This is a genomic window from Enterococcus sp. AZ196 (assembly GCF_050498845.1).
Classification (GTDB): Bacteria; Bacillota; Bacilli; order Lactobacillales; family Enterococcaceae; genus Enterococcus_A; species Enterococcus_A murrayae.
On record NZ_JBIPAM010000001.1, the window covers coordinates 3,503,778 to 3,522,526 of the forward strand.

Sequence of the window (18,749 nt, forward strand, 5' to 3'; positions counted from 1 at the left end):
TGGCTTAGGTAGTAGAACACCATTTTGAAACTGGATTTAGAGAAATAATACTCATGGAATAGTTAACTTCGAAAGGGTGGAAGGAACATAAGCCTAATTAAAAAAATTAGACGAACGTGTGGAGACGGCGCTTGATTCTATTTCCAACAAGTATGAATACGGTAGATCTTACTTCAACTACAAAGTGGACTATTCCAATCTTTGCAATAGGCTAAAGGGTATGATGGAAAAGGTTATGTGATTCTTCCGATGTGTACAGCCATGAAAATTTTCTTTATGGGTTCGGGTACGCCCCCAAAAAAATACATGATTTTTCACGATGATGTTCTATTTCATTAATTGGCTGAGTTGATTATAAACTTTGTGATAGAAAGTAAGAAAAAATTTTCGATTTACTATTAAGAGAAGAAATTATAACTTCTACTATGAAGCAAATTGAATACTTAGAGAATATTAGAAGAAAAGTTAATAATCATACTATTGAAAGCTAGATCGAAAAATACTATGGAGTACTAATGGAATAGATTTAGGTGTTTTTAAGGCTTTTATCGTAATATCATCTAACACGAATCTGAATGAAGAATGTAACAACCGAACTGAAGCGACAGAAATGACACAGGCCATCAGTATAATAGTAGAAAGAAGGACGCTGAATGACTTAAAGTTTTAAACAAATATTCTGATCGAAATGCTATAATAAAACTAAGATTAGAATATACTTAGAATAGCAACTAATTCTAAAGTGAATAATATAACGAAAGGAGCTATCAAAAACATGAGAACTAGTACAGGATCCGTGTCTGTTAATGAAATTATTAAGGCAAAAACAGTTATTGAAAGATATGTATCAGAAACGCCGTTGACCCACTATCCTGGTCTATCAACTATGATCGGATGTAGAGTATTTATAAAGCATGAAAATCACCTTCTAGGGGGAAGTTTCAAAATACGTGGTGGAATTAATAAGATGTTTCATTTAAAGAAAACTGATACACTTGGTGTAATCACCTTTTCTACAGGAAATCATGGAATCTCAGTTGGTATGGCTGCAAACTTATTTGACATTCCGGCTACAGTAGTAGTTCCAAACAACAATAATCCTGGAAAGAATCAGTTAATAAAAGAAACAGGAGCTCGTTTGATTGAATCTGGAAATAATTTTGATGAAGCTGCAATAACGGGGAAAAAAATTCAGGAAAATGAACAGTTAGAATTCATCCATGCGGCTAATGATTCTCACTTAATTAATGGAGTCGGAACAGAATTTTTGGAAATATTACATCAACTGAAAGAGGTAGATGCAATTATTCTTCCTATTGGTGGGGGAAGTGAATTAGCAGCTGCCGTCACAGTATTTAATGAATTGTCTCCAAAGACAAAAATTTATGCAGTACAGGCAAAAGCGTCTTCAGCGGCGTATCAATCGTGGAGAGAAGGAAAAATTGTAAAATCGTCAAACGAAACTTTCGCGGGTGGATTCGCAACCGGAGAGGCCTATGAGCTTCCGTTCTCTATCTACTCCAATAAACTATCGGGGTTTATTACATTAACAGAGGAAGAATTATTACAAGGAATAGCACTCTCATTCAAGTATACTCATAATTTAGCCGAAGGGGCTGGTGCTGCTACAATTATGGCAGCTTTCAAGTTGAAAGAAGAACTCAAAGGAAAAAATGTTGTTTTACAAATGAGTGGTGCAAATGAAATGTTAAGCGTATTAAAAGAGTCTTTGAAATTTAGTGAATTGTAAAGCAATTTACTACAGTCTTTAATATATGTTAGTCACAACTTAAATAGAGACCAACTACATGAGTCTGATGAGCTAAACGGACTACTGTTTCCGAGGTATTTAGCGTTTCTTCCCAACGGGCAAACGGCAACTTTGTCGTGATGAGTATAGAATCAGGTATCATCCGATTTGATAGAAGAACAAAAAGCATCTTTCTATATAAGTAAAGGTCTTGTGGATAGCAGCGTAAATAAGGTTGGTAAAACGAAATATATTTGGAAGAAATAGTTTCGAACTTCTAGGAAAAATTCTTTAAGAGGGTTCAACGAAAGCGGTAAAGAACCCTTTTCAAATTAGCATGAGCAAGTTTTATGGAATTGAAAATTTTCTACAACTCCTTTTGTTTTTAACCCCAAATTCTTAAGGACAATGTGTCGCCCTTTTTTGAAAAAATGAAGCACTATGTTGTCAGTAGTAGGTTCTGGCGTTGACCCGACAGTGAGTTCTAATATAGTAAACTGATTCGAAAATGTTAGTTTTGTCAGGTTTCTCAGACTCGGAATTTGTAAAAATAGGCTTGTTGTCAAATCAATTAATCAAAAAATCTCTTGATAAAAGTCGAATACTAGAATTAAGTGCAATGCCCAGCAATTCTCTGTTGGGTGTTCTTATTCTCTAAGTATACATTGACTGAATACCTTTCTAGTGATGTATTTATAACATTATGTAAATATATCACTAGAAAGAAGGACTTAATATGAAAAAAGAGCAAAAGTTAACAGATAAGATTTTCAAATTGGAGTTACTTGGTGGATTTATTTTTTATAGGATAGGCATTTTAATGTTAACACCTACAACAACTCCCGTAATAGAAAAATATATTTCAATAGGAGGGATGACTACTATTGAAATAGTTATAGGTATTTGTTACTGGATTCAGCAATCTGAAAAAATGGATGAAAGAGCAAAATTGAATATTAATAAAGCTAGTAATTCCACTTTAATTTCTGTGTCCGTACTCTTACTGATGTTAGGATTAGGTTATGAATTTTCTTCTGTTCACCTTCCTTTTTCATTAGGGATCGTTGCATTCATTTTTGCCACAATTCTAGTTGTTCATTCATGTGTTTTTAAGCAATTAGAATTGTCAGGTGAGTAAGTAATGGCAAGAGTAGAAACGAATTTAAAACAACTTAGAGAATCGAAAGGAATGACTCAAAAGGAATTGGCAGAAAAAGTTGGTGTTAGGAGAGAAACTATAGTTCACTTAGAGAAGAATAAGTATAATCCATCATTAGAACTGGCTTTGTATATCTCAAAAGTTTTTGATTTGCCTGTTGAAAACATCTTCAGACTGAAAGAATAATCTTTAGTAAGGATTATTTCAAATGGTTGATGCAGTAAGAGGTTCAAGCACCCAAATTGTGAAATGAGATTGGACTACTTACGTATGTCTTATAACTAAAGGAATTTGTGAGGAGCAATCATTTTGAATTTTTCAAAAGGCTATTGTTGTTTTTTAGATGGGAGTCCAGAGAATACTGTAAGCATATTCATTGTCTGAAGAGCGTAAGCAAATATAGATGTGTCTGGTGTAAGGGGACTTAGGTTGAAATAATTCCTACATAAATCAATGATCTCTAGAGAGATCCCCCGATCCTACAATAGTATTACTTTTTGGAGCAAAAAAGAGTAATAATTGCTCCAATGAGTCATAGAAATAGAATTAAAAAAAGGATAACGCTCTGCTACAAGCCATAGAATGAATGGAATTTAAGAGGTTTGCCCATATAAAAAATTAAGGCAACCCTATTTTTTTAAGATAGGTTGCCTTTTTAACTTGTAGTAATGATTAATTACATGGTTCAGAATTGTATGTTGAGACTTAAACATATTTTTAATGACAAGAAAAGGACATTTTTCTTCTTATATTTGTCTTCAATAAATGTGTAATCAAGATACCTAATTTCTGAATTACGAGATTTGAGGATTTATTCCGCAAGTTTTCCCCAACCTTTATAAAATGAAAAGCCGTTTTGTTTAGTTACACATAGCAGTTCAAATCCATTATTTACAGGGGGGATCGATATGACTAAAACTATGCAATAGGTAGGTATTCCCTAATTTACGGGAGTTATTCCGCGAAAAGTATTTATACTAAAATAATATTGATCGAACTAATTCACCTTGATTAATAGAGTGATTAAATTTAGGGAATTCAATTGCCTTTGATATCAATGTTTCTGAAGGTGGCAATAATCTTACTGAGGGTTTCAATACATTTTTCTCTACAGTTAATCGACCATTACGTTGAAATGATTGGTCATCTCTGTTGGTTAAGTACAAACGATTATCTCTAATCTTTTTCACAGTATCTAAAGAGAATCCTTTGAATTTTTCATGAACAATAACTTGATTTCCAACCGACAAAGAATCCAACCACTCTTTATATAGCATACATTTTTTCCTCCAAAATTTAACTTCCTCAGTTCTTATAAGATATGAGGATAGTCCAAAATAATTATCTAAAATAATTATTTGGTTATGATTAGTTTAACATGAGAATGAACTAAAAAAAAGAATGGAATAACTAAAAAAAGTACTTCAGATTTATTGTAGGATAGTCTTTGAGAGATTTATTACCGTTGCGTAGAGTTAGTATATTAAAATAGTCATTCGATAGATGGAATTAGGATGGACTTCCAATTTTTTTGAAACAGTTTGGACAGGAAATACTTCATTCAGGACGAGTAAAACAGCTTGTCGTTTGAATTCTTGTGTGAATGATCTACGTTTCAAAGTAATTCCCCCTCAAATTCTCTTAACTTGGTGTCTACTTTAGTATAACCATTCCAAAAAAGACTCTCGAAAAATGAGACCACTTTATTGACACAGATCCAGGGTAAATAAAAATGCATTTCCGTTATCGAATTCGTCATAGCTGATGGTACTAAGTGTAAACATGGAACCAATGAATGTAAGAAACGTTATTGGAGTTACTGCATTGGAAGTTACCACGCACACAAATATGGAAACAACAATAATAATTAGAAAAAAGTTTTTTTGCATATTCATTAGCTTCAAATCTTTAATTAGTAAGCTCTTCATAATTGTTCACCTCTTATCATCATCGTAATGACTTCATCAATTGTTCCTTTCTCAATTGTAATTTGTGGATAATTCTCAATATAAAATTGTTTTTGGTAACTTAGACAACTGTAGCCATAAGGCTCTTCTTTCACACGTAAAAGATATTGTTTATCAATTTTTTCATATTGGGTTTTATCAACTTTTAGTAAAGCATATTCACTTAACAAAATATCTGTTTCTTCATGAAGAATAATTCGACCTTGATGAATCATGTAAAGGTCATCGCATAAGGTCTCTAAATCGCTCGATATATGCGAACTAATTAGAATCGAATGTTTGTCATCTTGTTCCATAAACTCTCGTAATAAATCCAATACTTCATCCCTAGCAATAACATCAAGACCTGCTGTGGTTTCATCTAAGATTAGTAGTTTTGCATGATGCGAGATTGCTACTAGCACCTTAAACTTTGCTTTCATTCCAGTCGAAAAATCACTTAATTTTTTTCGAGTGGTAATTGAAACTCTTGAAGACGTTCTATAAATTTTGTAGTATCAAATTCAGTGTATAAGCTCTTCAAGATGGGTAAGATATCTTTGATTGTTAGATAGCCACTAAAGCTAGAGTCTGAAAGGACAACACCTAAAAGTTCCTTATCTTTTGGTGTAAAGGTTGTGCTATCTTTTCCAAGTATTTCGATTGAACCACTATCAAATGAAATCAATCCTAACACAACTTTAAATGTCGTACTTTTACCTGCACCGTTTTGCCCGATGAGTCCTGTTATATTACCTTGTTTTACTTCTTAAAGAACAATCAAGTGAAAAACTGTCATAATGCTTGTTTAAATATTTGATTTTTAACATAGTTTAGTCCTCCAAAATCAATTCAAATAAATGTTTAGTATCTTCATCACTAATGCCACACTGCCTGCCCTTTTGAATTGCTTGTTCTAATGCTGCTTCTACTTCTTTTTTTGCTCTTCTACGAATACTTCTTTACTGATTGCTAAGACATAAGTTCCTTTTCCATGTACTGTTTCCACAATTCCCTCACTTTCTAAATTGTCATATGCCTTTTTGACTGTTAATGCACTGATTTTTATTTCTTTTGATAACATACGAACAGATGGTAGATTTTCATCTGCTACTAACTCGCCCTTATGTATTAACATTTTAATCTGGTCTACGATTTGTTCATATACAGGCATCATCAAAGAAGTGTTTATAATAATCTTCATATCCACCAGCTCCTCCATGCACAAACAGTATATAACACTATGCAACTGTTGTGGAGTGTTATACACTGTTTGTAAAACAGCGTAGTTTTCTTTGTAAAGTAATAGACAAGAAAATATCATTTGTTGCTTGTTATGATTTTTCTTCTTGCACCTGACACGGTGTCATGACCTAATATGATGGTGAGAGGAGATGAAATATATGCCACAAGTAAACTATTATAAGCAAAGTATTATTACAGAACCAAAAGAGTTCATCAAAGATTATGAAGAATTGCCTTCATGTGTTTCAGCGTTAATTGAGTCTGTTCAATCTTTGGTAATTCACGGAGAGTATGGAAAACTATATGGAATTAATTTTAGTAAAAAACAAACAGATGAGGAATTACTGAGAACAGTATATCAAATGCTAAGTAAAATTAGGCAAAATACGGATATACCTTTAACCACTGAAAGAAGCCCCAATTTACGTTTAGTAGGAATGTGTCGTGATTCTTCCCTACTACTAACTTCATTCTTAAAATCAAAAGGATATCAAGCAAGAGTACGAGTTGGGTTTGCCAACTATTTTAAAACTGATATCTTATATGAAGACCATTGGATAGTTGAGTATTTTGATGACCAAAAAAGTAAATGGATTCGTGTTGATGCGCAACTTGATATAGTCCAAAAAGAATATTTTGATATTCAGTTCAATCCACATAATTTACAACCGAATGACGGTTTCTTAAGTGGTGCTGAGGTATGGAAAGCATGTCGCCAAGGAATCTATCACCAAGACGATTTTGGTTATAATAAGAATTGGAAAAGTTGGCAATCTATCAAAGGGAATCTATTACATGATTTTAATTGTATTATTGGGCTAGAATTACTTCCCTGGGACTTATGGACGGATTTAAGTAATAAGAAATATCATCAACTTACAAAAGTGGAAAAGGAATTTCTTGATGAGTTGGCGGATATATTGTCAACTCCAGATTTTGAAAAAGATATGGTAGATGCAATGATTCAAAGGTTGCCTGCTGACTATTTAGCTTCTATCTATTCGCAATTAAAAATTTCAAAATTAACAAATGAAGAAGTAACAGTTGACCCTTATGTATTGCATGAAAAATTTCAAATTGAGAGTATATTTGATACAGAAAATATCGAACATACTCAAAAAGATGATTCGGTTATTTATCTAAAAGGTGCAAGAGAAAATAATCTAAAGAATATAGAAGTAACCATACCAAAAAATAGACTTACTGTCGTTACGGGAGTAAGTGGTAGTGGAAAGTCTTCTCTGGTATTTGATACTATTTATCAAGAAGGGAAACGTCGATATTTTGAGAATGCAAACAACGGTGCGAAATTAAATGAGCAAATTGCAAAACCAGATTTTGACGTGTTACAAGGTCTTACACCTACGATTTCGATTGAACAGAAAAAAGGAAATCAAAATCCCCGCTCGACCATAGGAACAATGAGTGGTATTTGGGATTATTTACGAATGCTTTATGTTAGCGTTGGTAAAACGTATTGTCCTTATTGCGCGAAGGAACTTGTTTCAAAAAGCAAAACGAAAAATGGCTGTCCAACTTGCTCTACTCTATTTCCAAAATTAAATACTTCAATGTTAAATGCAAATACTCATACAGGAGCATGCAGTGAGTGCAATGGGTTAGGATATACATATAAAATTGACCCAACAAGGATTGTTCAAGATTCCACTAAATCTATTCTAGATGGCGCAACCAACTACTGGGGAAAATTAAGAGGGAAAAAATTAACTGGTAATTGGATGGTTGGGGAGCTATATGCGATTGCAAAGGAAGAGAATATCAATCTTGATACGCCATGGAATGAATTACCAACATCCTTTATACAGAGAATATTATATGGCTCAAAAGATAAAATTTATACCTATGAGTATGAGTCTAAAGGCCGTATCGCCAAAATTAAAAGACCTGCATCAGGTGCAGTCCATCATATTCAACGCTTATTTAGGGAAGCAATGTCTAATGATACACCTTATTTACAGTATATGAAAAAGCATCGTTGTCATAGCTGTAATGGAGAATTATTGAGTATAGAAGCAAGATTTACTTCGATTTATGGGTTTCGTTTTCCAGACTTAACAAAATTAACCATTCGAGAATTATCTAATTGGATACAGACATTACCTAAATATTTAAATAATAGAGAACAGGAACTCTCTAGAGAATTACTTTATGAATTAACCACAAGAACAAATAACCTGATGAAGGTTGGTCTTCACTATTTATCAAGTGATAGAACAGCGCCAACTTTATCGGGTGGTGAATTACAAAGGGTTCGCCTATCAAATCAGCTGGGAAGTGAACTTACTGGCATTACTTATATTATAGATGAACCATCGATTGGGTTACATCCAAGAGACAATAGCTTTATTATTCAAACCTTGAGAGACCTTGTTGATGATGGAAATACAGTGATTGTTGTTGAACACGATAAAGAAACCATGTTATCAGCAGATTATATAATAGATGTTGGATATGGTGCAGGTCATGCAGGAGGAACAGTTATTGCTAGTGGTAGCGTTGAAGAACTTATGCAAGACAAAAATTCTATTACTGCCCCATATCTCAAGTCAATAGAAAATTATACTCCTCAAAAACGAAGAGATATTACAAAGTGGATAGAGTTGAATGGCTGTTGTGCCAATAATTTAAAGAATATCAATGTAAAATTTCCATTAAATTGCATTTGCTCCATTACAGGAGTTAGTGGTTCAGGAAAAAGTTCTTTAGTGTTTGAAAGTTTAGTGCCTGCGTTGGAAAACAGTTTTGCAGAAGATATTCAGCTACCTCAAGCATATCAATCGATTGAAGGGTATCAACAGGTGAGCGGTTATGTTTTGATGAATCAATCGTCTGTTGGGAAGTCTATTCGTTCCTCTGTTGCAACATATACAAATGTATTTGATGAAATCCGTTTATTATTCTCAAAAACAGAACAATCCAAAACATTGGAACTAGACGAGACTCACTTTAGTTTTAATTCTAAAAAAGGACAATGTCCGAATTGTATGGGAATAGGAAAAATTAAAATTACGCTACCCTACATGGCTGACCAATGGATAACATGTAGTGAATGTAACGGACGAAGGTTTCAGCATCCTATTTTATCTGTAAATTATCAAGGAAAAAATATTCATGAGGTATTAGAAATGGAAGTTGTAGAAGCTGTCATCTTCTTTCAAGATAATGCTCTTCTGAAACAAAAACTGAATGTGTTACTAGATGTAGGCTTAGGCTATTTGACCTTGGGACAAAGTACAGCGATTTTGAGTGGTGGTGAATCTCAACGATTAAAACTAGCAAAAGAGCTCGGAGGGAAAATAAAGGGTAATATGCTTTATATTCTTGACGAGCCAACAACAGGATTACACTTTAAAGATATCGAGAAATTACAAGTGGCATTCAATAAGTTAGTACAGGATGGCCATACAGTGTTAATCATTGAGCATGCAAGCGAAATTGTGAATGCTTCGGATTGGGTTATCGACATTGGAAGGGAGAGTGGAGTAGATGGTGGTGAAGTGGTTGCTATTGGGACTCCTGAACAGATAAAAGCAAATAGAAACAGTATTACAGGAAGGTACCTATGAAATTAAACTGGAAGCAACATTTATTATTTTTCATGCTCTCCCAAACAGTATCAATGTTGGGCTCATCCATTGTGTCATTAGCACTCATTTGGCATGTAACATTACAAACGAATTCAGGGATAGCAATTACTGGAATTACGCTCACAACATTTCTTCCACAAGTATTTATTATGCTTGTGGGGGGAGTAATCGCTGACCGCTTTCCATTAAAACGAATTATTATCATTTCGGATACATTCATTGCTGTATCAACGATATGTTTGGCAGTATTATATATCAATGGATATCAGTCAATTATGTGGATATATGTATTTAATTGCCTTCGCTCTTTGGGGAGTGGTATTCAAATGCCTGCAACAAAAAGCATTTTACCTGAATTCATACCAATGGAAGAACTCATGAGAGCAAATAGTTATTCAACGACTACATGGAGTATTGTTCAGTTGGTTGCACCAGCTTTAGCAGGAATATCGTTAAGTATGTTTTCTTTATCAATGGTTTTGTTAATTGATGTGGTGACAGCAATGATTGGTATAGGACTGTTATTCTTTGTACCGGTTCCGTTCGTTCGCAAGCAAAACGAGGGAAATAGTTTAACTGATTTAAAGAGCGGTTTTCACTATCTACAAACATCAAAAAAATTGAAAACGATTATGGTTTTATACGCTATCTTCCAGTTTCTAGTTGTACCTGCTTCACAATTGACACCGTTGTTAGCCAGTAATCATTTGGGTGAAGAACTTTGGATTCTAACAAGTGTAGAAGTTGCTTTTTCATTTGGAGCAATATTGGGTAGTATTTGGCTTGGGCATAAAAAAATAACCTTTTCATATGTTAAACTCCTAGGTTATTCTATATGGATTTTTGCATTAGCGATGGGTTGTATTATTTTCGCAAAATCAGTTTATCTGTTTGCTTTATGTATGCTTATTATGGGAATTGGGAGTCCTTTTTACTATACACCAATTATAACCATGATACAGGAGTACAGCGAGCCTCAGTATATGGGAAGAATCTTTTCATATGTTGATTTATTTAGTACCATTGCAACTCCGCTTGGTATGTTAGTATTCGCCCCTCTAAGCCAATTTAATTTGTTCATTCCGTTTCTTTTACCTAGTATTGGCTTATTTCTAGTAGGTATTTGGATTTTTAAAAATGAAAAGAAGATTTTTACTTCGTGACAACTAAAGGAATTTGAATCTCTGTTAGAAAATCTTCCTCATTATTGGTATGACGATGGTCAATGATTGTGATTTGCCTTGAGGTGTCACCAATCGAATATTCAGAATGATTGGATAACCAGTCAACAAAAGAACGATAGGCTTCATCAATATGTTGATAGGAACCATAGACCATCATGGATGCCATGAGTGTCACTTCATCTAATGTTCGATAGTTGATACTTGCTGAATTAATACCTTTCTTTTTCACGATATAGGCCACTTCAATATCAACACTATCATCTTTGCTGTCATGATAGATAGCAATGTTGTTGTATCTTGTTTGGTCAATCGAAAGACGCTTTTCTTGAATAAAATGATAAAGTTCATTCCAGAGTATTTCCTCTTCAAAATGATGATGCATTTTTCTTCGTAAGGAAAGAACGAGTAACTCTGGAATGGATTTGATTACTACGGAATAATGCCTATCCGTTTCATTTTTTTGGATGTGTTCCATTGCTTGTTGTATTTTTAAGGCTCTATCTTGTTCCTCATCAATAATTTGATAAGTAGTCTGTAATCTTTCTTTCATATGGTTCAAAAGTGTTTCTTTATCCCAATGTGTAATAATCTCTTTTATTTCATTAATACCAAAATTTAAATCTCGCAACATAATAACTTTTTGCAAAGTAGGTACTTGTGTAATTGAATAAGAACGATGTCCATTTTCATTATCAATTTTCTGAGGTTTTAATACGTCTTCTTTATCATAATAACGCAACATACGTACCGAAACTTTTGTTAATTTAGAAAAATCACCAATCTTCATTTTATCACCTCATTACCTAGTATAAAGAGTTGTATTGAATACTTCAAGTTTAGCTCATTTGGCAAGAAAGGAAATATGTATAATGTGTACAGAAATTATTGTTAAATAACAAAAATTTCAAAAAGTATTGACAATAGACCAATGGTCGTTTAACATATACGTGTAGACCTTTGGTCGAGAAAGGGAATGCTCATGTCAAATACAAAAGAATTCGATATTAAAAGAAATGAAATCATTGATTTTGCAGAACAACTATTTACTAGCAGAGGGTATGAAGACACAACTGTAAATGCCATCTTAAAGAAAGTTGGTATCGCAAAAGGAACATTCTATTACTATTTTGAATCAAAAGAAGAAGTAATGGATGCAGTCATTATGAGATTTATAGATGAAGATTTTGAATTGGCTAAAAAGACACTTAAGAAGAAAGATATTCATTCGTTTGATAAATTACTTACGTGTTTATTTAGTAGACCGAAATCAACTGAAAAAAAGGTCATGATTGAACAGCTATATGAGTCAAACAATGCTTTGATGAAACAACGTAGTATGCAATTAGCCATTGAAATTATATGTCCAGTATATGCGGATATCATAAGTGAAGGAAATCAAAGTAAGGAATTTAACTCTGCACATCCACTTGCAGATATTCAATTTCTTATGGCAGGTATGCAGACATTGTTTGACTTAAGTAATATTAAAGGCTCAACAATACAAATAGATGTTGAGGCAGTTGTAAATGCCATGTTTCGTATCCTGAAAATTGATGAAACTAAACATTCAAAAGAACAAACATTAAAGAAAATTATTGAAGGCATTGGTGCCCAATAGTGCCAATGGAGGAAAATGAAGGGTAAAAAGATAGTTGTAGCAATTGGATTATTACTAGGGATTGGGTTACTTTCTCAAATAGTAGAAAACAACATGAATAAGCCTGCAATACAAAGTTATGCAGAAACAAATCTTAAAGAACATGATAATAGTAAGGATACATTTGATTTTAAAGATGAGGAAGAAATAAATTTCTTTGAATAGTTAGGATTATAAAATTGCAAAATGATAGTAGTCATGAGGAGGAAATAGAATGAATTACAAAAACTTGGTTGATGAACTGAAACAACAAACAGGGAACGAACGCGAAGTATGCACGGATATTGTAGATGCATACGAAAAGTATTGTACGGAAGAAATCAAGAGACCTTTTCAAAAAGAAGTAGACGAAAAAATGATTGATTGGGTTAATGAATCGACGGGTCATGATAAGGATAGCGTGACTGATATGTTGAATACGTTAATAGCAATCGTTAGAAAAGAAATAAAGAGTAAAACCGCGTTTATGAAATAGGTAAATGCGACTATAACCAAATATTGACTGATTTATACAATACAGTTTAAATGCTTATAATTACCATTTAGCTAGTAAAAAAAGGAGACCAACCATGAAAAATGAAACATTCGATAGTTTTAATGAAGATGGTGTACTATGTTTACCCAACACTAATGTATTATTTGCAAACTTGAAATGGAATCCGCATGCAGTCTTTGAAGGAGTGGAATTAAACCATTTAGCCACAAGTGAAGAAAGCGATGGTCAATTTAGTTATCATTTAGTTCGCAGTGCGCCCAATTAGAAGCACATGAAGTCATAGCGGGTAGTGGTGTGTATAAATGATGGAGTATCTATTAATTATCAAGCTGGGGTGATTACTATTTTACCCAAAAATATTGAACATGAAGTAATTGCAGAGAAAGAAGGCTTATTGCTTTTTGCAAAATTCATTCCAGCATTGCTGTAATTTACAGATATGATATGACATTATCTAGCAGGAGATGTAATGTTTTCTATGGTCATTAGCTTAATGATGAAAGTAAGCATTAAAAATAGTAGAAATCATACCAATGGAACTCTCTATTGATAAGGCATATCGCTTGTCTTTAAACTATATGGATTTCAGTGAGAAAGATTTATTAGTTGCTGGTTTACGTGCAATTGATAGTATTCATAAAGAAGAGCAATCAGCAAAGATACCCAAAAAGATTTTTCAACAAGATTCCCTTCAATTTTCTTATTTTGATATTGATTTATCACCACCACATTCCTCCAATTCAGAAAGAATCATTGCAAAAATTGATAACATTAACGATGTATGAGGCGAAGAATTTAGAAGAGGTAAAAGAAATTGCTGACAATGCCCCCATTATTCAAAGAGGATTCTACCGCCATGAAATCAAGCAATGGACGTTAATGTTTACTTCGAAGGGTATGTAATTAAACGCAATTTCTAAGTGAATAATGAGTAACGAGAGAAGTGATTAAGGAATATTAGCACTATATTGAAGAGTAGTTAAGGAGAATATGGTGATAAATGAGAGGTGAAAAAAATGGACCAAGTTATGATTACTGCGATAGCAGTAGGCGCAGTACTAATTGCTTTTGCAATTAGAAAGAAGAATAGAAAAGATAAATAATTTAATAATATATTATAGTTAAGGAGGCAATAAATTATGATTTATCAATGGGTACGCTGTCCTGTTTGTAACAACAAAACGCGAATTCAAGTAAGAGCTGATACGGAAATGAAGAATTTCCCCTTGTTTTGTCCAAAGTGTAAGCAGGAGAGTTTAATTAGTATTAAAGAAAATAAAATAACTGTTATTAAAGAGCCAGATGCAAAGACGCAGAGCCAATAATAAGGGAGAATTTATATTTACCCATATTGTTGGCTTTTTTGATTCAAAAAATTATTTAAAATAATAGAAGGAAATCAACATAGAAAAATGTGAATATGTAATGTAAATATTACACATGAATCAAAAAGTAAAGCAATGGTTAGTACCATGGAGCATAGAGAAACCATTGATGAGTATAGTGGTCAATATATCGGGATGATTCCAACAGAACTAAGTGCAGTAAGTGGTACATTTAGAAAAATAGATTTGATTTTTGTTAAAGAGGAATAGGATGAGACTGACGTAGTAGTTGGATTTAAGTAGTAGAAAGATTGGGTTAGATATGAGCGATGTTTTATTATTTGAGAAACGAGAAGATTTTCATAAATGGCTTCTTGAAAATGTAGAGTCTAGTAAAGGTGTTTGGTTAGTTTTCAGTAAGAAAAAGGAAGTTCAAACGTTAAGTGCACATGAAGCATTAGAAGAAGCACTGTGTTTTGGTTGGATTGATGGTCAAATGAAAAGTATCGATGATACATATTACCATAAATACTTTGCACGAAGACTTGCAAATAGTAAGTGGTCAGAGAAAAATAAAAAGTTAGCACAGGAACTTGATAAAAAAGGACTGGTTACAAAGTACGGGAAAGAGAAAATTGCAGAGGCAAAGGAAAATGGTCAATGGAAAAAATCCAATGTTATTGTTGTGAATGAAGAAGATATTCAGTTCATTGAAGAATTATTAAAGCCACATGAACAAGCATATAAGAATTTTATGGCAATGTCGAATTCAGTTCGAAAGACGTATACTAAGGCATATGTACAAACGAAGAGTGATGAAGGCAAAGCGAAGCGACTTGTTTGGATGGTAGACAGATTGAATCAAAATCTGAAACCTATGTAGCTTTAATGCTTATATAAATAAAATGGAATTAATATCACGTTTGGTGCAGGATTTTCTTTACAACAGGATTTTGATTGGCTGACTGGCATTTCAAAAGAAGAAATCAAAACAAATAAAATAACTTTGAGTTATATTTTGAAGAAGTAGCGTTTGATGATTTTGTTGAAAAACTCAACAAAAGAGATGTTATCGAATGGGTACATCCTGTAGAAGAAGCTACATGGGGACAAGAAAGTATTTTGTTTTATGATTTAGACCACCATTTAATTGAAATCGCAGAAAATTTAAAATCGGTAGTTAAAAGATTTCAAGCAGAAGGGAAATCAATAGATGAAATAGCTGAACGTATGGATGTTTCAATTCAAGAAGTAAAACTCATATTAGAAAAATAGTTTAATGACCATAAGAGTTTATGCAACTGTGCTGTTTTTTGTAAGAATATCTATAATACTAGATATGCGAATAAAGATGAATATCTTCTTCGTCCACAAAAATGACTATAATAATTTGGGATGAATTGATAATGGCTACACTAATTTTAGGATTAGCCATACTTATACATCCAGCACAGATGAAAGCAATAGATGTGGAAGCTGGCTTTGAAGGTGGAGGAATTGCAGAAGGAAGTATCACTAAAGAAGTTCGAAACATCACAATAAACGATGGACTTGGATCTGGGTCAATAAAGTGGACTCATTTTTTTAGAGTCTTTTGTGGAGTGTCAACAGAAAAGTGGACATAGAAATTAAGAGAATTTGTGGAATGGTTATACTAAAGTAGACACCAAGTTAAGAGAATTTGAGGTGGAATTACTTTGAAACGTAGATCATTCACACAAGAATTCAAACGACAAGCTGTTTTACTCGTCCTGAATGAAGGATTTCCTGCCAAAACTGTTTCAAAAAAATTGGAAGTCCATCCTAACTCCATCTATCGGTGGATTCAAGAGTATGAAAAATATGGAGAACGTGCCTTTCCCGGAAGAGGAAGCCATGAATTCGTTCGTAGAAATGAAAATACACGCCTCGAAAAAGAGAATAAACGGTTAAAAGAAGAAGTGGAACTCCTAAAAAAGTTCGAAGTCTTCCTGAAAGAAAAAGGAAGATTTCGGTAATTTTTGAGTTTATAAAAGATCATCGAGGAATGCTCTCTATTTTAGAGGCTTGTCGTTGTCTGAATGTCTCACGCGCAGGCTATTATTTGTTCTGTCAACGGGAGCCATCAAACCTTGAAATTGAAAACGAAACCTTAGCTGAACTGTTAAAAGAAATTTTTCTTGAACATAAAGGCCGCTATGGAGCTAGAAGAATCAAGTTTGTCTTACAAAAAGAATACCAATTAGCAATCAGTCGTAGGCGTATTACTAGACTTCTTCATACTCAAGGCCTCTATACTCGCGGCGTTCGCCGAAAATATCGGAGACAAAAGACTGGTTGTTGTAGTGTACAAAAGAACTTAGTATATCAGAATTTCTCTGTAAAATCGCCTCATACTGTTTGGTTTGGTTATATACCTACTGTCGAAGGCACGCTTTATCTCAGTACGTACATGGATGCTTATTCACGTCGAGTGGTTAGCTACCGTATCGACAATCATATGAGAGATGAATTAGGTGTTGAAAGTCTAGAGACTGCTCTTTTCAAAGAAAAGCCAAAGGCTGGATTAGTCATTCATGTGGATCAAGGATCTCAATATATAAGTCATCTTTTTTTGAAGTAATTCAAGCAAATAAATTACTACTTAGTCATTCAAGAAAGGGCACCCCTTACGATAACGCTGTAATGGGGTCCTTTTATAAATCACTTAAACGAGAAGTATTAAACAAACATGGTTTCAAAAGCAAGGCGGAAGCTGTCCTGCAGCTTGTAAACTATCTAGAAAATTACTACAACGCAAAAAGAATACATTCTAGTTTGGGCTAGAAAACACCAGACGAATTTCTACTTTCACAAAATTAACGTATCTTTTTGTCCATAAAAGTCTTGCCATTCCACGAATCCGCCTATTTTTTCTGTCACTTTAGTATAACCATTCCAAACCGTCTCTACTAAAATATGTTCAAGATATTGACTCAAATCCACAATTGAAGGATGAACTAATATCGAACAGTCTCGACATAGGAACAATCATATTTTAGAAATAACAGAGTTACTTTTATACGTTCTTAGTGGGAAAACATAGGAGCATTCCTCCTGAGTTCATTTTTAGTCCAAAATTTTGTCCGACCTCCACTGAAATGAGCAACTAGAAAACTTGATAACTGATGACTTTATTAATGAAAATATGTTTTTTGGAATTATACATCAATTATATTAGACGGAAATTATATATTAATAATGTTCGTGAAGGTTGTTTTATGTGGTATAATAATTAAAAATAACTTTTTTAGGAGGATGATCATTTGCTAGAAAAAAGATTCGATAGTTTTCATTTGAAATTGATTGCAATCATTGGAATGTTTATTAATCATATGGGTACAATATTTGAATGGAGTCATAGCGCCCAAACATTACCTTTGTTTGCAGTTTCTGAGTTTGTAGGAAAGTTTACTTTTCCGATAATGGCATACTTATTGATAGAAGGATATCATTACACTCGAAGTATTAGAAAGTATATTTTAAGGATGTCATTCTTCTGGGTAATATCAATTTATCCATTCTATTTATTGCACAATCCAAATTACGCTTTTTCCATTACTGATATTCCTAATAATATTTTCTTTACATTGTTAATGGGGTTAATAATGCTAATCTTTTATGACAAAATAAAGAATATCATGGGAAAATCCTTACTAGTTTTACTCTTTATAATTTTAACAATTCTATCAGATTGGAATATTTTTGGAATTATTCTTATATGGGCTTTCTATCAGTTCCATAATGAAAAAGGAATAAAAGTCACTATGTTCATATATTTTGTGATTTTTGAGATCATATCCATTATCGGCATATTTACTGCCTCAAACACCGGAGCATATATTGCCGAAATGTTCGCTGCACTTGGATTCTTATTAGTAGGATTTTTGTTATTAAACTACAATGGAAAAAGAGGATACTCGCCTAGTTGGATAAAATGGGGATTTTATCTATTTTATCCAATACATTTGGTAGCTCTCGAGGCTATTAAATATTTCTTGTTTTAAAAAACAATAGAATTTTGATATCGTTCTTTAGGAGCTAAGAAATACTAATTTCTATAGCTACATCTTTTAAACTAAAGAGGTGTTGGGAATAAAGCTAAACTGGAAGTATATACTTTTTGAGAAAGTACCTGAATTTTTCCTATAAAATTAGAAAATCACGAATGAAAAATAAAGATGTTAATAATAGAGGATAGAAGCAATCAATAGATGGGGGCTTCTATCCTCTTTTTACGTTGAAAGACTATGGCCAGTGTTGTTCGCGAAGAAAATAAAAAAAACGCACTCCCATATGTAGGTAGGGGAAATTTCGCATCAAAGCTGTTTTATATAGCAGTGGGACTAACTTCACGTATT

The 18,749-nt window shown here is 33.2% G+C and carries 26 protein-coding genes and 1 pseudogene; 20 read left to right on the forward strand and 7 right to left on the reverse strand.

All coding sequences use genetic code 11. The features are described 5' to 3' along the window. The first annotated feature begins 775 nt into the window (after window positions 1-775). The 3 genes from IGI67_RS16800 to IGI67_RS16810 all read left to right on the forward strand — a co-directional run bounded on the left by IGI67_RS16800 (window position 776) and on the right by IGI67_RS16810 (window position 3,095). Window positions 776-1,750: a threonine ammonia-lyase gene (locus tag IGI67_RS16800; RefSeq protein WP_429958474.1), complete on the forward strand. Its 975-nt coding sequence runs from the start codon at window positions 776-778 to the stop codon at window positions 1,748-1,750. A gap of 736 nt (window positions 1,751-2,486) precedes the next feature. After that, window positions 2,487-2,888, forward strand: a complete 402-nt coding sequence (locus tag IGI67_RS16805) for a hypothetical protein (RefSeq protein ID WP_429958475.1) — start codon at window positions 2,487-2,489, stop codon at window positions 2,886-2,888. A 3-nt stretch (window positions 2,889-2,891) separates the two neighbouring features. Next, window positions 2,892-3,095 carry a helix-turn-helix transcriptional regulator gene (locus IGI67_RS16810; protein ID WP_429958476.1) on the forward strand — a complete coding sequence of 68 codons (204 nt, stop codon included), beginning with the start codon at window positions 2,892-2,894 and terminating at the stop codon, window positions 3,093-3,095. Window positions 3,096-3,886: 791 nt separating this feature from the next. On the opposite strand, the gene IGI67_RS16815 is transcribed toward IGI67_RS16810, so the two are convergent. The 6 genes from IGI67_RS16815 to IGI67_RS16840 all read right to left on the reverse strand — a co-directional run bounded on the left by IGI67_RS16815 (window position 3,887) and on the right by IGI67_RS16840 (window position 6,059). Beyond that, window positions 3,887-4,186 carry a hypothetical protein gene (locus tag IGI67_RS16815; protein WP_429958477.1) on the reverse strand — a complete coding sequence of 100 codons (300 nt, stop codon included), beginning with the start codon at window positions 4,184-4,186 and terminating at the stop codon, window positions 3,887-3,889. Window positions 4,187-4,384: 198 nt separating this feature from the next. After that, the gene (locus IGI67_RS16820) at window positions 4,385-4,528 is read right to left on the reverse strand and encodes a transposase (RefSeq protein ID WP_429958478.1); all 144 of its coding nucleotides are present in this window, start codon (window positions 4,526-4,528) and stop codon (window positions 4,385-4,387) included. Window positions 4,529-4,612: 84 nt separating this feature from the next. Beyond that, a complete protein-coding gene (locus IGI67_RS16825; protein ID WP_429958479.1) occupies window positions 4,613-4,837 on the reverse strand; it encodes an ABC-2 transporter permease in 225 nt (74 codons plus the stop codon). Further along, window positions 4,834-5,280 (reverse strand): hypothetical protein, encoded by a 447-nt coding sequence (locus tag IGI67_RS16830; protein ID WP_429958480.1) that lies wholly within the window; start codon window positions 5,278-5,280, stop codon window positions 4,834-4,836. The genes IGI67_RS16825 and IGI67_RS16830 overlap by 4 nt, the downstream gene beginning before the upstream one ends. Window positions 5,281-5,315: 35 nt before the next feature. Then, complete coding sequence (locus IGI67_RS16835) at window positions 5,316-5,606, reverse strand: ATP-binding cassette domain-containing protein (protein WP_429958658.1); 291 nt, start codon at window positions 5,604-5,606, stop codon at window positions 5,316-5,318. Window positions 5,607-5,783: 177 nt separating this feature from the next. Then, on the reverse strand, window positions 5,784-6,059 hold the full coding sequence (locus IGI67_RS16840) for a GntR family transcriptional regulator (protein WP_429958659.1): 276 nt from the start codon (window positions 6,057-6,059) through the stop codon (window positions 5,784-5,786). 199 nt (window positions 6,060-6,258) lie between these two features. Between IGI67_RS16840 and uvrA the strand changes: the two genes are divergently transcribed. Then, the gene (uvrA, locus tag IGI67_RS16845) at window positions 6,259-9,687 is read left to right on the forward strand and encodes an excinuclease ABC subunit UvrA (protein ID WP_429958481.1); all 3,429 of its coding nucleotides are present in this window, start codon (window positions 6,259-6,261) and stop codon (window positions 9,685-9,687) included. Further along, entirely contained in the window at window positions 9,684-10,871 is a 1,188-nt protein-coding gene (locus tag IGI67_RS16850; protein ID WP_429958482.1) for an MFS transporter, read from the forward strand. Before uvrA ends, IGI67_RS16850 begins: the two co-directional genes overlap by 4 nt. Here the strand turns inward: IGI67_RS16850 and IGI67_RS16855 are convergent. After that, the gene (locus tag IGI67_RS16855; protein WP_429958483.1) at window positions 10,861-11,679 is read right to left on the reverse strand and encodes a MerR family transcriptional regulator; all 819 of its coding nucleotides are present in this window, start codon (window positions 11,677-11,679) and stop codon (window positions 10,861-10,863) included. The two genes, IGI67_RS16850 and IGI67_RS16855, sit on opposite strands and share 11 nt — an antisense overlap. Window positions 11,680-11,871: 192 nt before the next feature. On the opposite strand from IGI67_RS16855, the gene IGI67_RS16860 reads away from it, so the two are divergent. The 15 genes and pseudogenes from IGI67_RS16860 to IGI67_RS16930 all read left to right on the forward strand — a co-directional run bounded on the left by IGI67_RS16860 (window position 11,872) and on the right by IGI67_RS16930 (window position 18,395). Continuing rightward, on the forward strand, window positions 11,872-12,510 hold the full coding sequence (locus tag IGI67_RS16860; RefSeq protein WP_429958484.1) for a TetR/AcrR family transcriptional regulator: 639 nt from the start codon (window positions 11,872-11,874) through the stop codon (window positions 12,508-12,510). Between the two features lie 15 nt (window positions 12,511-12,525). Then, a complete protein-coding gene (locus IGI67_RS16865; RefSeq protein ID WP_429958485.1) occupies window positions 12,526-12,714 on the forward strand; it encodes a hypothetical protein in 189 nt (62 codons plus the stop codon). Between the two features lie 49 nt (window positions 12,715-12,763). Then, the gene (locus tag IGI67_RS16870; RefSeq protein ID WP_429958486.1) at window positions 12,764-13,024 is read left to right on the forward strand and encodes a hypothetical protein; all 261 of its coding nucleotides are present in this window, start codon (window positions 12,764-12,766) and stop codon (window positions 13,022-13,024) included. A 94-nt stretch (window positions 13,025-13,118) separates the two neighbouring features. Beyond that, on the forward strand, window positions 13,119-13,310 hold the full coding sequence (locus tag IGI67_RS16875; protein WP_429958487.1) for a hypothetical protein: 192 nt from the start codon (window positions 13,119-13,121) through the stop codon (window positions 13,308-13,310). Window positions 13,311-13,337: 27 nt separating this feature from the next. Then, window positions 13,338-13,475: a hypothetical protein gene (locus IGI67_RS16880; protein WP_429958488.1), complete on the forward strand. Its 138-nt coding sequence runs from the start codon at window positions 13,338-13,340 to the stop codon at window positions 13,473-13,475. A 103-nt stretch (window positions 13,476-13,578) separates the two neighbouring features. Further along, window positions 13,579-13,830: a hypothetical protein gene (locus IGI67_RS16885; protein ID WP_429958489.1), complete on the forward strand. Its 252-nt coding sequence runs from the start codon at window positions 13,579-13,581 to the stop codon at window positions 13,828-13,830. A 354-nt stretch (window positions 13,831-14,184) separates the two neighbouring features. After that, a complete protein-coding gene (locus tag IGI67_RS16890; protein WP_429958490.1) occupies window positions 14,185-14,370 on the forward strand; it encodes a cysteine-rich KTR domain-containing protein in 186 nt (61 codons plus the stop codon). A gap of 147 nt (window positions 14,371-14,517) precedes the next feature. Then, window positions 14,518-14,640, forward strand: coding sequence for a hypothetical protein (locus tag IGI67_RS16895; protein WP_429958491.1), 123 nt, complete (start codon window positions 14,518-14,520; stop codon window positions 14,638-14,640). Between the two features lie 19 nt (window positions 14,641-14,659). Further along, window positions 14,660-15,253, forward strand: a complete 594-nt coding sequence (locus IGI67_RS16900) for a YdeI/OmpD-associated family protein (RefSeq protein WP_429958492.1) — start codon at window positions 14,660-14,662, stop codon at window positions 15,251-15,253. Window positions 15,254-15,381: 128 nt separating this feature from the next. Beyond that, window positions 15,382-15,645 (forward strand): annotated as a pseudogene (locus tag IGI67_RS16905) (glyoxalase); the annotation flags it as partial. 131 nt (window positions 15,646-15,776) lie between these two features. Further along, window positions 15,777-15,995 (forward strand): hypothetical protein, encoded by a 219-nt coding sequence (locus IGI67_RS16910; RefSeq protein WP_429958493.1) that lies wholly within the window; start codon window positions 15,777-15,779, stop codon window positions 15,993-15,995. A gap of 72 nt (window positions 15,996-16,067) precedes the next feature. After that, window positions 16,068-16,367 carry a transposase gene (locus IGI67_RS16915; RefSeq protein WP_429958494.1) on the forward strand — a complete coding sequence of 100 codons (300 nt, stop codon included), beginning with the start codon at window positions 16,068-16,070 and terminating at the stop codon, window positions 16,365-16,367. A gap of 11 nt (window positions 16,368-16,378) precedes the next feature. Then, window positions 16,379-16,972, forward strand: a complete 594-nt coding sequence (locus IGI67_RS16920; RefSeq protein ID WP_429958660.1) for an IS3 family transposase — start codon at window positions 16,379-16,381, stop codon at window positions 16,970-16,972. Then, window positions 16,972-17,175, forward strand: a complete 204-nt coding sequence (locus IGI67_RS16925; protein ID WP_429958661.1) for an integrase core domain-containing protein — start codon at window positions 16,972-16,974, stop codon at window positions 17,173-17,175. The genes IGI67_RS16920 and IGI67_RS16925 overlap by 1 nt, the downstream gene beginning before the upstream one ends. Window positions 17,176-17,654: 479 nt before the next feature. Then, window positions 17,655-18,395 carry a TraX family protein gene (locus IGI67_RS16930; RefSeq protein WP_429958495.1) on the forward strand — a complete coding sequence of 247 codons (741 nt, stop codon included), beginning with the start codon at window positions 17,655-17,657 and terminating at the stop codon, window positions 18,393-18,395. Window positions 18,396-18,749 lie beyond the last annotated feature (354 nt).

What these genes read in the sequence shown, in the direction of transcription:
- IGI67_RS16810 (WP_429958476.1), top strand. Translation starts at nt 2,892, where the DNA reads ATGGCAAGAGTAGAAACGAATTTAAAACAACTTAGAGAATCGAAAGGA.
- IGI67_RS16910 (WP_429958493.1), top strand. Translation starts at nt 15,777, where the DNA reads ATGGCTACACTAATTTTAGGATTAGCCATACTTATACATCCAGCACAG.
- IGI67_RS16860 (WP_429958484.1), top strand. Translation starts at nt 11,872, where the DNA reads ATGTCAAATACAAAAGAATTCGATATTAAAAGAAATGAAATCATTGAT.
- IGI67_RS16815 (WP_429958477.1), bottom strand. Translation starts at nt 4,186, where the DNA reads ATGCTATATAAAGAGTGGTTGGATTCTTTGTCGGTTGGAAATCAAGTT.
- IGI67_RS16855 (WP_429958483.1), bottom strand. Translation starts at nt 11,679, where the DNA reads ATGAAGATTGGTGATTTTTCTAAATTAACAAAAGTTTCGGTACGTATG.
- IGI67_RS16865 (WP_429958485.1), top strand. Translation starts at nt 12,526, where the DNA reads ATGAAGGGTAAAAAGATAGTTGTAGCAATTGGATTATTACTAGGGATT.
- uvrA (WP_429958481.1), top strand. Translation starts at nt 6,259, where the DNA reads ATGCCACAAGTAAACTATTATAAGCAAAGTATTATTACAGAACCAAAA.
- IGI67_RS16885 (WP_429958489.1), top strand. Translation starts at nt 13,579, where the DNA reads ATGGAACTCTCTATTGATAAGGCATATCGCTTGTCTTTAAACTATATG.
- IGI67_RS16875 (WP_429958487.1), top strand. Translation starts at nt 13,119, where the DNA reads ATGAAAAATGAAACATTCGATAGTTTTAATGAAGATGGTGTACTATGT.
- IGI67_RS16800 (WP_429958474.1), top strand. Translation starts at nt 776, where the DNA reads ATGAGAACTAGTACAGGATCCGTGTCTGTTAATGAAATTATTAAGGCA.
- IGI67_RS16870 (WP_429958486.1), top strand. Translation starts at nt 12,764, where the DNA reads ATGAATTACAAAAACTTGGTTGATGAACTGAAACAACAAACAGGGAAC.
- IGI67_RS16850 (WP_429958482.1), top strand. Translation starts at nt 9,684, where the DNA reads ATGAAATTAAACTGGAAGCAACATTTATTATTTTTCATGCTCTCCCAA.
- IGI67_RS16895 (WP_429958491.1), top strand. Translation starts at nt 14,518, where the DNA reads ATGGAGCATAGAGAAACCATTGATGAGTATAGTGGTCAATATATCGGG.
- IGI67_RS16825 (WP_429958479.1), bottom strand. Translation starts at nt 4,837, where the DNA reads ATGAAGAGCTTACTAATTAAAGATTTGAAGCTAATGAATATGCAAAAA.
- IGI67_RS16840 (WP_429958659.1), bottom strand. Translation starts at nt 6,059, where the DNA reads ATGAAGATTATTATAAACACTTCTTTGATGATGCCTGTATATGAACAA.
- IGI67_RS16805 (WP_429958475.1), top strand. Translation starts at nt 2,487, where the DNA reads ATGAAAAAAGAGCAAAAGTTAACAGATAAGATTTTCAAATTGGAGTTA.
- IGI67_RS16890 (WP_429958490.1), top strand. Translation starts at nt 14,185, where the DNA reads ATGATTTATCAATGGGTACGCTGTCCTGTTTGTAACAACAAAACGCGA.